At 70.3% G+C, this 13,821-nt stretch carries 15 protein-coding genes and 2 tRNA genes; 10 read left to right on the forward strand and 7 right to left on the reverse strand.

Features of this window, described 5'->3' with window-relative positions; all coding sequences use genetic code 11:
• Nucleotides 1-27: 27 nt before the first annotated feature.
• Together H976_RS0111400 and H976_RS0111405 are read right to left on the reverse strand one after the other, a co-directional pair.
• Nucleotides 28-1,611, reverse strand: coding sequence for a diacylglycerol kinase family protein (locus tag H976_RS0111400; protein ID WP_036225944.1), 1,584 nt, complete (start codon nt 1,609-1,611; stop codon nt 28-30).
• Complete coding sequence (locus tag H976_RS0111405; RefSeq protein ID WP_231388873.1) at nt 1,608-3,893, reverse strand: FdhF/YdeP family oxidoreductase; 2,286 nt, start codon at nt 3,891-3,893, stop codon at nt 1,608-1,610. The genes H976_RS0111400 and H976_RS0111405 overlap by 4 nt, the downstream gene beginning before the upstream one ends.
• A 35-nt stretch (nt 3,894-3,928) precedes the next feature.
• On the opposite strand from H976_RS0111405, the gene H976_RS0111410 reads away from it, so the two are divergent.
• From H976_RS0111410 to H976_RS0111425, 4 genes are read left to right on the forward strand one after another with little or no spacing between them, the layout of a single operon-like run.
• Nucleotides 3,929-4,906: a hypothetical protein gene (locus H976_RS0111410; RefSeq protein ID WP_155918174.1), complete on the forward strand. Its 978-nt coding sequence runs from the start codon at nt 3,929-3,931 to the stop codon at nt 4,904-4,906.
• Between the two features lie 43 nt (nt 4,907-4,949).
• Nucleotides 4,950-6,230, forward strand: a complete 1,281-nt coding sequence (gene serS, locus H976_RS0111415) for a serine--tRNA ligase (protein ID WP_027861659.1) — start codon at nt 4,950-4,952, stop codon at nt 6,228-6,230.
• Nucleotides 6,223-7,065: an HAD family hydrolase gene (locus H976_RS0111420; protein ID WP_231388875.1), complete on the forward strand. Its 843-nt coding sequence runs from the start codon at nt 6,223-6,225 to the stop codon at nt 7,063-7,065. The genes serS and H976_RS0111420 overlap by 8 nt, the downstream gene beginning before the upstream one ends.
• Nucleotides 7,062-7,565 carry a GNAT family N-acetyltransferase gene (locus H976_RS0111425; protein ID WP_027861661.1) on the forward strand — a complete coding sequence of 168 codons (504 nt, stop codon included), beginning with the start codon at nt 7,062-7,064 and terminating at the stop codon, nt 7,563-7,565. Before H976_RS0111420 ends, H976_RS0111425 begins: the two co-directional genes overlap by 4 nt.
• Nucleotides 7,566-7,631: 66 nt before the next feature.
• Here the strand turns inward: H976_RS0111425 and H976_RS0111430 are convergent, their stop codons facing one another.
• The 4 genes from H976_RS0111430 to H976_RS29950 form a co-directional block, all read right to left on the reverse strand.
• On the reverse strand, nt 7,632-8,213 hold the full coding sequence (locus H976_RS0111430; protein WP_081682836.1) for a bacterial proteasome activator family protein: 582 nt from the start codon (nt 8,211-8,213) through the stop codon (nt 7,632-7,634).
• A gap of 10 nt (nt 8,214-8,223) precedes the next feature.
• On the reverse strand, nt 8,224-9,198 hold the full coding sequence (locus tag H976_RS0111435) for an NAD(P)H-quinone oxidoreductase (protein ID WP_027861663.1): 975 nt from the start codon (nt 9,196-9,198) through the stop codon (nt 8,224-8,226).
• A 36-nt stretch (nt 9,199-9,234) separates the two neighbouring features.
• A complete protein-coding gene (locus H976_RS29945; protein WP_155918176.1) occupies nt 9,235-9,537 on the reverse strand; it encodes a DUF6457 domain-containing protein in 303 nt (100 codons plus the stop codon).
• A 68-nt stretch (nt 9,538-9,605) separates the two neighbouring features.
• Nucleotides 9,606-10,190 (reverse strand): molybdenum cofactor guanylyltransferase, encoded by a 585-nt coding sequence (locus tag H976_RS29950; RefSeq protein WP_027861664.1) that lies wholly within the window; start codon nt 10,188-10,190, stop codon nt 9,606-9,608.
• A 76-nt stretch (nt 10,191-10,266) separates the two neighbouring features.
• Here H976_RS29950 and H976_RS0111450 point away from each other — a divergent pair, with 76 nt between their 5' ends.
• The 3 genes from H976_RS0111450 to H976_RS0111460 all read left to right on the forward strand — a co-directional run bounded on the left by H976_RS0111450 (nt 10,267) and on the right by H976_RS0111460 (nt 12,342).
• Complete coding sequence (locus tag H976_RS0111450; RefSeq protein ID WP_027861665.1) at nt 10,267-11,058, forward strand: carbon-nitrogen hydrolase family protein; 792 nt, start codon at nt 10,267-10,269, stop codon at nt 11,056-11,058.
• Between the two features lie 19 nt (nt 11,059-11,077).
• Nucleotides 11,078-12,190 (forward strand): hypothetical protein, encoded by a 1,113-nt coding sequence (locus H976_RS25835; protein ID WP_155918180.1) that lies wholly within the window; start codon nt 11,078-11,080, stop codon nt 12,188-12,190.
• A gap of 63 nt (nt 12,191-12,253) precedes the next feature.
• Nucleotides 12,254-12,342: transfer RNA gene (locus H976_RS0111460), tRNA-Ser, on the forward strand.
• A gap of 21 nt (nt 12,343-12,363) precedes the next feature.
• On the opposite strand, the gene H976_RS0111465 is transcribed toward H976_RS0111460, so the two are convergent.
• Nucleotides 12,364-12,723, reverse strand: coding sequence for a hypothetical protein (locus tag H976_RS0111465; protein WP_027861666.1), 360 nt, complete (start codon nt 12,721-12,723; stop codon nt 12,364-12,366).
• A gap of 119 nt (nt 12,724-12,842) precedes the next feature.
• Here H976_RS0111465 and H976_RS25840 point away from each other — a divergent pair, with 119 nt between their 5' ends.
• The 3 genes from H976_RS25840 (at nt 12,843) to H976_RS29955 (ending at nt 13,809) form a co-directional block, all read left to right on the forward strand.
• Nucleotides 12,843-13,334 (forward strand): hypothetical protein, encoded by a 492-nt coding sequence (locus H976_RS25840; RefSeq protein WP_196804041.1) that lies wholly within the window; start codon nt 12,843-12,845, stop codon nt 13,332-13,334.
• A 67-nt stretch (nt 13,335-13,401) separates the two neighbouring features.
• Nucleotides 13,402-13,491: transfer RNA gene (locus H976_RS0111475), tRNA-Ser, on the forward strand.
• Between the two features lie 162 nt (nt 13,492-13,653).
• Nucleotides 13,654-13,809, forward strand: a complete 156-nt coding sequence (locus H976_RS29955) for a hypothetical protein (RefSeq protein ID WP_155918184.1) — start codon at nt 13,654-13,656, stop codon at nt 13,807-13,809.
• Nucleotides 13,810-13,821: the final 12 nt, after the last annotated feature.

Here is a 13,821-nt window from a genome sequence, read left to right on the forward strand (position 1 = left end):
CGCCCGGGGAATCCGCCACCTGCACCCCTACCGAGGCACCCGCACCAACAACCGCCCGTGGATGCACCGGGCCCGTATCTCCTTGCCCGGGGCGATCAGGTCGCCGTCGAGCTGGCGGGGGGCGTCGACGTTGGCGCGTACGACGACCTCCCGACCGCTCATCCGGGCGATCAGCTCGTCGGTGCGCTTGCTCCGAGTCATCACCCTGATCGCCAGGGGTAGCCAGGACAGGAACCGCCGGGGGTAGAGCAGCACCACGTCGAGGCGGCCGTCGTCGATGGCGGCGTCGGGGATCAACGGCATCCCGGCCTGCAGGAAGCCGACGTTGCCGATCACCATCGTGCGGGCGCGGTGCCGGGTGAACTCGCCTCCGTCGACGGAGACGTCGATCCGGATGGCCGGGAACATCAGCGACTTCAGCGCCGACCAGACATAGGCCAGCCAGCCCACCTTGGCCTTGATGTCCTCGTTGACGCCCTCCATGATCGCGGCGTCGAAGCCCATCCCGGCCATCACCAGGAAGGTGGCGTCCTCCATCTTGTCGCCGCTCACCTCGACCATGTCGATGGCGCGGTCCTGCCCGTTCAGGGCGACGTCGACCGCCGAGCGCAGGTAGAGCGGGATGTCGAGGTTGCGGGCCAGCAGGTTGCCGGTGCCCGCAGGCACGATGCCCACCGGGATGCCGGTACCGGCCAGCTCCTCGCACACGGCGCGGATGGTGCCGTCACCGCCGATCGCCAGCACCAGGTCGGCACCGCTGACCGCGGCCTCGTGCGCCATCCCGTAGCCGGTGTCCTCGACGCTGGTCTCCCACCACACGACCGTGGGGTAGCCCGACTCGGTGGCGAGCGCCTCGACCAGCACCCGGAAGCGGTCGGCCTCGTCGATCTTGGAGGGGTTCAGGATGACGGCCAGCTTCTTGCGCTGGTTGGGCACCGCCTCGGTCAGCGGCGGACTGACCAGCGCGATCGAGCGCGGGGTCGGGTCGTAGAACGCCAGCCAGGCGAGCACGACTCCGGCGCCGAGGAGGTAGCCCGCGATCACGTCGGAGACGTTGTGCACGCCGAGGAAGATCCGGTCCAGCCCGACGAGCAGCCCGATCGCGAGGGAGAGCACCAGCACCAGGCGTCGTACGCCGCGGCGGCGCACCAGCATCCCGGTGAGCACGAGCGTCACACCGATGGCGCCGGCGATCCCCGCCGCGTGGCCGGACGGGAAGGAGTAGCTGTTGTAGACCATCAAGGGCTGGTCGAAGACCGGACGGTCGCGACCGATGAGCAGCTTGAACAGCGCGACCAGGATGCCGATGCTCGCCATCACGCCGACCGTCCAGATCGCAGCCCGGCGGTAGCCCTTGGTCGCCAGGACCGCCGCGACGACCGCGGTGAGCACCGCCTCGGGAAGGGTCGACGTCGCGACCGAGATCGCGCGCCAGACCTCGAACAGGCCGTGGTGGTGGCTGGTGAACGACTCCGGGCCGCGGCCGAGGTCGGAGTCGAGGTCCAGCAGCGCCGACCAGTCCCTGACGACGAGGATCGCGAGCAGCGCGAAGAGCGCGAAGCACAGCGCGCTCCATCCCAGTCGGGTGGGGCGCTTGTCGGCTTCCGTCACATTCCCGTCCTGTGCTCGAGGCGGACCACGATGCTCTTCGATACCGGTGTGTTGGAGACCCGGGCGACCGAGTCCAGGGCGACGAGGACGTTGGTCTCGGGAAAGTATGCCGCCGCGCAGCCCCTGGCCGTCGCGTACGACACCACCCGGAAGTCCTCGGCCCGGCGTTCGCCGTCGGCGGCGATGCTGACGAGGTCGACGTGCTCTCCCTCGGCGAAGCCGAGCTCCTGCCGGTCCATCGCGTTCACGAACACCACGCGGCGGCCCTGCTTGATGCCGCGGTAGCGGTCGTCGAGACCGTAGATGGTGGTGTTGAACTGGTCGTGGCTGCGCACCGTCTGGAGCAGCAGGTGTCCCTCGGGCACCTCCAGCGTCTCGAGGTCGTTGGCGGTGAAGCGTGCCTTGCCCGTCTTGGTCTTGAACTCCCGGCGATCGCGGGCCGGGTGCGGCAGCGGGAACCCGCCCGGCTCCTCGATGCGCTCGTTGAACCGCTCGAAGCCCGGGATCACGCGCTCGATCCGGTCACGGATCACGGAGTAGTTGTCGCGGAACTCGCCCCACGGGATGCCCGAGGTGCCGTCGGGCCACAGCGCTTCGGCGAGGCGGGTGACGATGGCGACCTCGGAGAGCAGCTGCGGGGACGCGGGCTCGAGCCTGCCGCGGGAGGCGTGCACCATGCCCATCGAGTCCTCGACCGTGACCACCTGCTCGCCCGTGACCTTGGTGTCGCGCTCGGTGCGACCCAGGCAGGGCAGGATCAGGGCCTCGCGCCCGGCCACGGCGTGCGAGCGGTTGAGCTTGGTGGAGACGTGCACGGTCAGGTCGAGGCTGCGCATCGCCTCTTCCGTGCGCGTCGTGTCCGGCGTGGCTGCGACGAAGTTGCCACCCACGGCGAAGAACGCCTTGACCGTGCCGGCGTGCATGGCCCGCAGCGTGTCGACCGAGTCGAGGCCGTGCTCCCGGTTGGGCTCGAAGCCGAACTCGTCACGCAGGCCGTCGAGCAGCGAGTCGTGGGCCTTCTCCCAGATCCCCATGGTGCGGTCGCCCTGCACGTTGGAGTGACCGCGCACCGGGCACACACCGGCGCCGAGCTTGCCGATGTTGCCGCGCAGCAGCAACAGGTTGACGATCTCCTGGATGGTCGCCACGGCGCCCTTGTGCTGGGTCAGTCCCATCGCCCAGCACACGATGACCCGCTCGGACTCCCGGTACTTCTTCGCGACTCTCTCGATCTCGGCGCGGGTCAGCCCGGTCGCGGTGAGTACGTCGTCCCAGTCGAGCTTGTCGAGGAACCTCAGGTACTCGTCGTACTCCGAGCAGTAGGTGGCCACGAAGTCCTCGTCGACAGCACCGGCCTCCACCGTCAGCTTCGCCATCGCCGCGAACAGGGCCTGGTCGCCGGAGAGCCGCACCTGGAGGAAGTCGTCGGTGAGGTCCTGCCCCTTGGTCAGCCCCTTCGGGGTCTGCGGGTTGTGGAACCGACGGAGCCCGGCCTCGTCGAGCGGGTTGATGTTGACGATGTAGGCGCCGTTCCTCTTCGCCTCCTCCAGCGCAGACAGCATCCGCGGGTGGTTGGTGCCGGGGTTCTGCCCGACCACCATGATCAGGTCCGCGGCGTAGATGTCCTCGAGCAGCACCGATCCCTTGCCGATCCCGATCGAGTGGGCGAGGGCGGCGCCGCTCGACTCGTGGCACATGTTGGAGCAGTCGGGCAGGTTGTTGGTGCCGAAGCGCCGCACCATCAGCTGGTAGAGGAACGCCGCCTCGTTGGAGGTGCGGCCCGAGGTGTAGAACGCCGCGGCGTCCGGGGTCGGCAGGGAGCGCAACCGCTCGGCCACGAGGGAGAAGGCACCTTCCCATTCGATCGGCTCGTAGTGCGTGCCCCCGGCCGGCTTGTACATCGGCTCGGCCAGCCGGCCCTGCTGCCCCAGCCAGTAGTCGGTGCGCCCGGACAGGTCGTCGAGTGAGTGCCGGGCGAAGAAGTCACGGTCCACCCGACGCAGGGTGGCTTCCTCGGCCACGGCCTTGGCGCCGTTCTCGCAGAACTCCGCGGTGTGGGTGTGGCCGGGGTCCGGCCAGGCGCAGCCGGGGCAGTCGAAGCCGGTGGGCTGGTTCACGCGCAGCAGCGTCAGCGCCGTACGCCGCACGCCCATCTGCTCCTGGGACATCTTCATGGCCTTGAGCACGGCAGGGACACCCGCGGCATGGTGCTGGCGATGTCCTACCTCGAGGTTGTCTTCTGTGGGATCATTTCGAGGAGCTTTCCTGGCCATGTTCCCCATTCAAACCCATGGCCGCTCACTTCGAGGGGGCCCACATGCGTCCTACACATGTGCTGCGGTCCGCAGCCCCGGTCGCCGCCGCCGTGACCGCGCTGCTGCTGACTGCTGCGTGCGGCGACGTGAAGGTCACTTCTGACTCCTCGAAGGGCGACTCAGACAAGGACTCGACCGCCTCACCGGACCCCAGCGCCGACGTCGACACCAGCGCGGCCGAGGGTGACTGGCTGCTCGGCCTGCAGACGGCCGGTGGCAACGACGGTGAGAAGAGCACCACGGTCTACGTCACCTACAACCCGTCCACGGGGCAGGCGAAGGCCCGCTCCATGCCCGGCGTCACTGCCGCCAGCGCCTCCTCCGAGCTGGCTCCCTTGCTCGTCAGCGCCGACCGCCAGTGGGCGATCCCCGACACCGGCATCTCCAACAGCGAGGAGAACAGCGGCAAGCTCACCGTCTACTCGCTGACCTCCAACGCCACCAAGGTCATCGACATCCGCAAGGCCTCCGGCGACAACAGCCTGCGCGCCATCGGCTGGGCCTTCGACCCCGAGCGTGCCGACACCCTGCGGGTCGTCGACACCGCCAACCGCATCTGGGTGGTCAACGTGGCGGGCGGCAAGGCGACCCAGGAGGGCACCCTCGCCAAGGGCCCCTGGGTGTTCACCAACGGGTTCAACCACAACACCGGTGAGCCCTACATGGAGAGCATCGACAGCGACGCCACCAAGCCGGCCGGCAACGGCCCGGCGGACACCTCCCCGGTGACCCGTGCCGGCGGCACCGTCCTCGCCGACGACTCGGACGCGCTGGCCAAGCTGCCCGCCAGCCCGTGCCGACTGGGCGCGGCCTTCGTCGATGCCGACGGGGTGACGTGGACCTTCTGCGCCGACAAGCCCACGCTGACGACGTACTACCTGCCCAAGGACGGCACGCAGTGGACCGCCTACGGCAAGCCGAGCAGCCCGGTGGATCCCGTCGCAGCGGCGTTCCCGCTGGTCCTGCCACCCGCCGCATAACCCGCGCAGCAAACCTGTCGCGTCCCCTCGATATCCTCGCGAGGTGATCGACCCACGACTGCTCCGCGACGACCCTGACTCGCTGCGTGCCGCCCAGGAGAAGCGGGGGCTGTCTCCCGAGGTGGTCGACCGCGCTCTCGAGGCCGACGCCGCCCGCCGCGCCGCCATCGCCGACTTCGAACGGCTGCGCGGTGAGCAGAAGCAGCTCGGCAAGCTGATCCCGAAGGCGCAGGGCGAGGAGAAGGCCGAGCTGCTGGCCCGGACCAAGGCGCTGGCCGCCGACGTGAAGACGGCCGAGGCGGCACAGGGCGAGGCCGAGAGCGACTGGCGCGACGCGATCTACGCCATCCCCAACCCGGCCGCCGAGCAGTCGCCGGCGGGCGGCGAGGACGACTACGTCGTGCTCTCCGAGCACGGCACCCCACGCGACTTCGCCGCCGAGGGCTTCGAGCCGCGCGACCACGTCGAGCTGGGCCGCATCCTGGGAGCCATCGACGTCGAACGTGGTGCCAAGGTGTCCGGCTCGCGCTTCTACTACCTGACCGGTGCCGGCGCCGACCTGGAGTTCGCCCTGGTCAACATGGCGATGGACCAGGCCCGGGCGGCCGGCTTCACCACGATGGTGCCGCCGACCCTGGTCAAGCCACGGGCCATGGAGGGCACCGGCTTCCTCGGCCAGGCAGCCGACGACGTCTACCGGATCGAGGGCCAGGACACCTACCTCGTGGGCACCTCGGAGGTGCCGCTGGCGGCGTACCACTCCGACGAGATCCTCGACGGCGAGACGCTGCCCCGCCGCTACGTCGCGTTCAGCCCCTGTTTCCGCAAGGAGGCGGGCTCCCACGGCAAGGACACGCGCGGGATCATCCGCGTGCACTGGTTCGACAAGGTCGAGATGTTCTCCTACACCACGCTCGAGGAGGCCGCAGCCGAGCACGACCGCCTGCTCGGCTGGGAGACTGAGTGGCTCGACAAGCTCGAGCTCGCCTACCGCGTCATCGACGTGGCGGCCGGTGACCTCGGGCTCTCGGCCCAGCGCAAGTTCGACTGCGAGGCCTGGGTGCCCACGCAGGGTCGCTACCGCGAGCTCACCTCGACCTCCAACTGCACCGACTTCCAGACCCGCCGGCTCGACATCCGCGGTCGGTTCGACGGCGAGGTGAAGCCGATCGCCACCCTCAACGGCACCCTGGTCGCCATTCCACGCACCATCGTGGCCATCCTCGAGACCCACCAGCAGGCCGACGGCTCCGTGCGCGTCCCGAAGGCACTGCAGCCCTACCTCCAGGGTCGCGAGGTGCTCGAGCCGGTGACCGGTGGCTGAGAGCCTGTCGGCTGCCGACTGGCAGCCCGGGATGGTCGCGCTCGACATCGACGGCACGCTGCTGAAGTGGGTCGAGGGCACCGGACAGAACTACGAGGTCATCTCCCCGGTGCTCTACGACGCCATCCAGGCCGTCGTCGACGCGGGGGCCCACGTCGTGCTGGCCAGCGGCCGCTCCCCGCACGGCATGACCAACATCGCCGACCTGCTCGACCTGCCGCGCGAGGGCCAGGACCGCCTCTGGGTGGTGGCCTCCAACGGCGCCGTCATCTTCCGCTACCCGCCGCTCGAGGTGGTCCACGAGGAGACCTTCGACGCGAGCGAGGCCGTGCGCCAGGTCCTCGAGCAGCACCCCGACGCCCTGGTGGCGGTCGAGGAGCGGGGCGTCGGCTACCGCGTCAACCGCCCCTTCCCCGAGGGTGAGCTCTCCGGCGACATGATCGAGACCGAGCTGCACGAGATCCTCGGCCAACCTGTCAGCCGCGTGATCATCCGCGACCCCACCGCCTCCGCCGACGACTTCGTGGCCATGGCGGCCCGGCTCGGCCTGCACGGCACCGACTACGTCGTGGGCTGGACGGCCTGGCTCGACCTCTCCCCGGTCGGGGTGTCCAAGGCCTCTGGGCTGCAGTACGTCGCCCGCCACCTCGGTCTCTCCGCCGAGGACACCCTGGCCATCGGCGACGGCCGCAACGACATCGAGATGCTCCGCTGGGCCGGCCGCGGCGTCGCCATGGGTCAGGCCGTCGAGGAAGTCCACGACGCCGCCGACGCGACCACCGAGACGGTCTACGACGACGGCGCGGCACTAGAGCTCAGGAAGTACTTCCCGTGACCCTGCCCGACGACGTGGTCTGCGAACGGGTGACCCTGCGGCTGATCTCTCCCGAGGACGCAGAAGGCATGCTCGCGGGCCGCCGAAGGGTCTCCTGGCACCCCGACTACCCGCGACGCGACGACCGCGATGCGGCGTCCATGGTCAAGGCCGGCGATCCCCAGGCCGGGTGGGGACCGCGGCACATCGTGCGCCACGGCGACGGGATGGTGGTCGGCTCGATCGGCTTCTTCGGTGCCCCGGTCGCGGTCGACGACGTCGACGAGACCGAGGTCGGGTTCGGACTGGTCGAGGACGCACGTGGCCACGGTGCCGTCACCGAGGCGCTGACCGCCCTGCTCGAGCACACCGACCGGGCCGGCGTACGCATCCGGGCGAGCGTGCAGCCCGAGAACCGCGCCAGCCTGCGGGTGCTCGCGAAGTGCGGCTTCACCCAGCTGCGCGGCTCGACCGAGGACGGCGAGCTGGTGATGGTGCGGCCACTCCCCTCGACTGCCTGACCGCGGCCCGCTTGCGTCATACGAATTGGTGCTTGGAAGCCACGATTCGTATGACGCAACGACTGCTCAGAGGTACATGCCGCCCTGGGACCCGGGCTCGGGACCGTCGTCGTCCTGCTGCGGGTTGCCGTGCATGCCCGGGATGGCACCCGGAGGAAGGGCGCGGCGCATCTGCTCCAACTGGGAACGGGCGGCCATCTGCTGGGCGTAGATGGCGGTCTGGATGCCGTGGAACAGCCCCTCGAGCCACCCGACCAGCTGAGCCTGCGCGATGCGCAGCTCGGACTCGGTCGGGGTGGTCTCGTCGAAGGGCTGGATCAACCGGTCGAGCTCCTCGTCGAGCTCGGGCGCCAAGCCGTCCTTGAGCTCCTGGATCGAGGTGTGCAGCACCGTGGCCAGTCGCTTGCGCCCGGACTCGTCGAGGGGCGCCGACTTCACCTCTTCGAGCAGCTGCTGCACCATCCGGCCGATGCGCATCACCTTGGCGGGCTGCTCGACCAGACCGGTCAGGCGCTCGGCGTTGTCGCCGCCGCCCTCGCCACCCTCCTCGTCGGCCACCGCCTCGGTGGGGACCGCCACCGGCTGTCCGTCCGGGCCGATCACCATGATGTGGTCGGCCTCTGGCTGCTGTTCCTGAGGAGTCGACATGACCTCGACCCTACCGACCCGTCGTCAACAGGATCTTGCCGCTGTGCGAGCCCGACTCCATCAGCTCGTGGGCGCGGGCGACCTCCTCCAGCGGCACCCGGTCGTGTACGACGGCACGCACCTTGCCCTCGGCCACCAGTGGCCACACGTGCTCGACCACCGAGGCGCAGATCGCCGACTTCTCCTCGGTCGGACGAGCCCTGAGCGTGGTCGCGATCACCGCACCGCGCTTGCGCAGCAGGGCGCTGAGGTCGAGCTCTCCCTTGGTGCCGCCCTGCATGCCGATCACCACGAGACGACCCTCGGTCGCGAGCGCGGAGACGTTGCGCTCGAGGTACTTGGCGCCCATGTTGTCGAGGATCACGTCGGCGCCTCCCGCCTCCGAGAGCACCTCGACGAAGTCCTCGTCGCGGTAGCTGATCGCGCGGTCCGCCCCCAGCGACTCGCACAGCTCCAGCTTCTCCGGCGAGCCCGCTGTGGCGAAGACCCGGGAACCGAGCGCCTTCGCCAGCTGGATCGCCATGGTGCCGATGCCGCCCGCGCCTCCGTGCACGAGCAGCGTCTCGTCCTGCTGCAGACCGGCGATCATGAACACGTTGGACCACACCGTGCAGGCGACCTCGGGCAGAGCGGCCGCCGTGACGAGGTCGACGCCCGAGGGGACCGGCATCACCTGCCCGGCCGGGACGGCCACCTTCTCGGCGTACCCACCGGCGGAGAGGAGCGCACAGACCTCGTCGCCGATCTGGTGGGCCTCGACCCCCTCGCCGACGGCGCTGATGCGGCCCGAGCACTCCATGCCGAGGATGTCGGAGGCACCGGGTGGCGGCGGGTAGAACCCCTGCCGCTGCAGGGTGTCCGCCCGGTTGACCGCGCTGGCCACGATGTCGATGACGACCTCGCCGGGAGCAGGCTCCGGGTCGGGCAGATCGGTGACGGTCAGGGCCTCGGGACCACCCGGTTCGGGTGCGGTGACGGCACGCATGACCGCCACCCTACGAGGGGTGTCAGTGCGGGTCGGTCAGACCTCGACCTCGATCACGGCCTCGATCTCCTCGTCGTCCAGCTCGTGCTCCAGCTCGTCAGGAGACTTGTCCCAGCGCGCAGCCAGCGCGAGCGCCAGTGCCGCCAGCCGTTCCACCTGGGCGGGATCGCCGTCGAAACCGGCGGCGGCGTACCCCAGCAGGAACGTGGAGATCGGTGCGGCGGGCCGCTCGACCTGGTGTGCCGCGTCCCGGGCGAGGTCGAGGATCAGGGCCTCGTCCACCTCCACCTCGATGTCGAGGACGTCGCACAGCTCGTCGATCCAGTCGTGCAGGTTCACGGTTCACAGTCTTGAGCGGGAGCCGGTGGGACGCAACAGGTATCCCACATGTCTTTACCCGTCGCCGCTCAGCCGCCGAGACGCTCACGCAGCTCTGTCAGGTCGTCCCAGGTGTCCACGTCGCGCGCCTCCCAGGGCAGTGCCGGCACCTCGGTCAACCGCAGACCCGCGACCAACCTGCGCATCGGCAGTCCGTGGTGCTCCTCGAGCGTCGGGGCTGCCTCGACCAGGGCGGCGGCACGGTAGACGGCGCAGAGGTACTGGCGCCGGCCGTCCTCGTCCACCAGCAGTGCACCGTCCTCCGCGGCGGAGAGCATCAGCCGGCTGACCGTCGCCGTCGTGACCAGCGGCATGTCGACCGCGAGCACGACCACGAGTCGCGGCGGCCGGGGGAAGCCGGCCAGACCGGCGAGCAGGCCGGCGGCGGGGCCACCTCCCGGCGGCTCTTCACGGACGAAGCTGACCGGCCGGCTGGTGAGCACCTCGTCACCGACCACGACCACCTCGGGCACCTCGGCGAGCGCGCCCAGGACGTGCTCGAGCATGGTGACACCGGCGATCTCGATCGAGGCCTTGTCGGCACCCTGGAAACGGACGGCGCTGCCACCGGTGAGCACGATGGCTCCGAGCTCGGCCGCTTCGCCTCCGTCCACGCCCGCAGTCTGGCACCTGCCGAACCCTGGCGCCGAGCCCTTGGGTGACGGGCCGCACGGCTGGCAGGGTGGAGACATGGCAGACCAACCCGCCGACAAGCTCAACGTCCGCCTCGTCCAGCGCGCCTCCGGACTCGACCCGGCCGAGAACCGTGCCGTGCTCGACGAGCTCGCCCCGCTGGCCGAGGGGACGGACCTGGTGGTGCTCCCCGAGGCGTTCGCGCGTGACTTCGGCGAGCCGGGCTCCGACCTCGCGCCGTACGCCGAGCCGCTGGACGGGCCGTTCGCCACCCGCCTGCGCGAGCTGAGCACGGGCACCGGGACGGCCTGGCTGGCCGGCATGTTCGAGGTCGCCGACGACCCGGCTCACCCGGTGAACACGCTCGTGCTCGCCGACGACGGCCGGCTGACGGCGTACCGGAAGATCCACCTCTACGACTCCTTCGGCTACAAGGAGTCCTCGACCATCAGCGCCGGTCCGATCGCGCCGTGCCGCGTCGACCTCGCCGGGTTCCCCCTCGGGCTGATGACCTGCTACGACCTGCGCTTCCCCGAGCTCGCGCGCACTCTCGTCGAGCAGGGCGCGGAGGCTTTGGTCGTCCCTGCCGCCTGGGTGGCCGGGGAGCGCAAGGTCGAGCACTGGCGCACCCTCCTGAGGGCACGCGCGATCGAGAACACCGTGTGGGTGATCGGGGTGGGGCAGCCCGGCCCCCGCTACTCCGGACACTCGATGGTGGTCGCGCCCGACGGCGATGTGGTGGTCGAAGCGGGTGACGACGACGCAGTCGCGCTGGACACGGTGATCGACCGCGAGGCCGTGAGCGCCGTGCGTCGTACCAACCCGTCGCTGGCCAACCGGCGGATGTAGCGGCGGTATCCTCCCGGGCGTGCCGAGGGTCGAGAGGGTGCCGGGCCGCCGCAAGGCGGTGCTGCAGCGACTCGACCGGGCCCCAGAGCTTCCTGCCCGTGCCCGCCCACCACGCATCGGCGCCCACCCGGGTGACGTGCAGCCACCACCCTCGCGCCACGGTGCCCGGGTGGCGACTGCCTCTCGGACGCTGTGGCTGCTCGGCCTGGTCGCCGCCTCCGGCGCGCTCGTGGCCGTGCGCTACGTGGACGTGGACATCGTCGTCGAGCAGTCGGTGGCGGCAGCGCTCGGTGTGCTGATGGCCCTCGGGCTGTCGGTGCGCAGCGGCGGACGTCCATTCCCAGCGGTCGCGCTCGCCGTCCTCGTCGGAGCGGCCGCCGTCGCGACCCAGTCGCCCACCCTGCTCGCCGGCGCCGCTGTCGGCACGGGCGTGCTCGCAGCGTGCCTGGCGGTCCTCGGCACGACACCGGCGTCGTCGTACGGCCGTGCGGTCGTCGAGGTGCTCGTGGCCGAGGCCGTCGCCAGCGCTGGCGCACTCGGAGTCGCCGGTTTCCGCGTCGGCATCGACGCGGATCGCTTCGAGTACACCGTCCTGGCCCTGGCCATGGCGACCACCGTGGCCCTGGTCTACCGGCTCGGCGGTGGCCTGCACGGTCTCGGCCGCAGCGGTGTGGTCCTGGTCGTCGCCGCGATGGTGCTGCTGGTGGTCGGCGTCGCCTACACCGCCGCGTTGACGCACTGGGGGTCGCCCGGGCTGCGTCACGACGTCGACTCGGGCAAGCTCTGGCTGCACGACCACCTCGGCGCCGTACCCCATCCCATCGAGGTGCTGCTCGGGGTGCCGGCCCTCGTCTGGGGAGTCACGATGCGTGACCGGCGCCGCCAGGGCTGGTGGGTGTGCGCCTTCGGTACGACGGCCACCGCCTCGGCCGCCACCCGACTGGTCGGCGAGGACACCTGGACCGTGCACACCGCGCTGGGTGCGGCGTACAGCATCGTGCTCGGGCTGGTCCTGGGGTACGTCGTCATCCGCGTCGTACGCCTGCTGCGCGGGAAGCCCGGCCGTCGCGCCGCCACCGTCGAGGACACCGGGCACCGCCCCGAACCCCCACGGCTCCAGCCACTGCACTAGTGGTCCTGAGACTGGCCTGAGCCAGGCACAGCACTACACTCGGGCCCGGTCCCGCAGGGACCTGGAGGGGTGCCGGAGTGGCCGATCGGAACCGCCTTGAAAGCGGTCGCTGGCAGTGATGTCAGCCGCGGGTTCGAATCCCGCCCCCTCTGCCGAGATCTCGAGGAGCGCTGCTACTCCGACCCGCCGAGCTCCAGCGACACCGAGTCGTAGACGAGGTCGTGCAGGCGCTGCACGTGGTGCTCGAGGTCGGTGAGCAGCCGTCGCGTCTCCTGCAGGATGCTCTCGGCGTCGAGCTTGTCCAGGACGCCGCTGGCCAGGGTGGTGGCACGCGCGTGCAGCTGGTGACGCACCCGGTTGGAGGACGAGGCCCGTGCCGCGAGCCACGCATCGGCCTGCCGCGCCTGGGGGCCGGAGAGGGCGTCCTTCACCTCCGAGAGCCGACGTCGCACGTTCCAGCGCCACTCGGGCGCGGTGCTGTCGGCCGCGAGGATCTGACGAAGTTCGTTGACCGCGGTTTCGAGAGGAGCCATTCCCGAACCACCTCCACGAGTCCGTTTCGTGCACAGTGGGAATCTGAGTGTGACTCAGGTCATCCCACTCGACAAGAGTGGATTTGGTGGGCGGCCCACTGCGCGGGTGTAATCGCCCGGTGCCAGACCCGGTTTCCCCGCCTCCGCCCAGCTCCGCCGGCCCCGTCGACTTCGCGCTGGCCCCGGCGTTGCGCCTCCGCCTCCTCGGCAGCGGGCTGGTCGCGATCGGGCTGGTCGTCGCACTCGGCGTGCTGGTCGCCTGGGTCGTGGACCTCCCGTCGGCGTTCGTCTCCGGTCTCGTCGTGCTGGGGGCCGCGGGCGTGATCGCGCTGGGGCTGCTGGTCGGTCTGCGTCGCTGGGTGCTGCGGCTCGACGAGACCGGCTACCGAGTGCGGGTGCTGCGAACGGCCGAGGCCCGGTCGGCCCGGTGGACCGACGTGCTCGACCTCCAGACCGCGACGGTGTCGGGCACCCGTTGCCTGGTGCTCCGCCTGCGCGACGGACGTACGACGGCGCTCCCGGTCGACGCGATCGAGGGAGATCCGGTCGCCCTGACCGAGGCGCTGACCACCCACCTCGATCGGGGACACGGATACCGCCGCCTGCGGTGAGCACCGACCCGGCGTACCGGATTTTTCGCCGACCCGGCAGGTGGGTACCCTGTGGCCTGCTGTTCCTGGAGGTGTCGCCTAGCCCGGTTTATGGCGCCCGCCTGCTAAGCGGGTTGAGGGTAATCCCCTCTCGCGGGTTCAAATCCCGCCACCTCCGCGGTTGACCGCCCCGGACCCTCATGGGTCCGGGGCGGTCCTGGTCATGCCCTGAAAACCTGCGTGATCGTGCAATGCACAGTCATGTGGACACCAGAACTGTTACTGGCGCGAAACGCGCGGGCACGATGGCACTTGCCCCGAGATGAGAAGGAATTGCTCCATGAATTCACGAATTTCCAAGGTAATTGCGGCCGGCCTTCTGGCGGTCGGTCTGTCCACGGTCAGCATTGCCGCTCCCGCCGACGCAGCCATCCTCAAGAAGGCCTCGACAGGCGCGAGCACGGCCGACACCGGATGGGGTTACACGGCCAAGTAGGCGCGGCAAGCT

It is taken from the genome of Marmoricola sp. URHB0036, from assembly GCF_000426045.1.
GTDB lineage: Bacteria > Actinomycetota > Actinomycetes > Propionibacteriales > Nocardioidaceae > Marmoricola.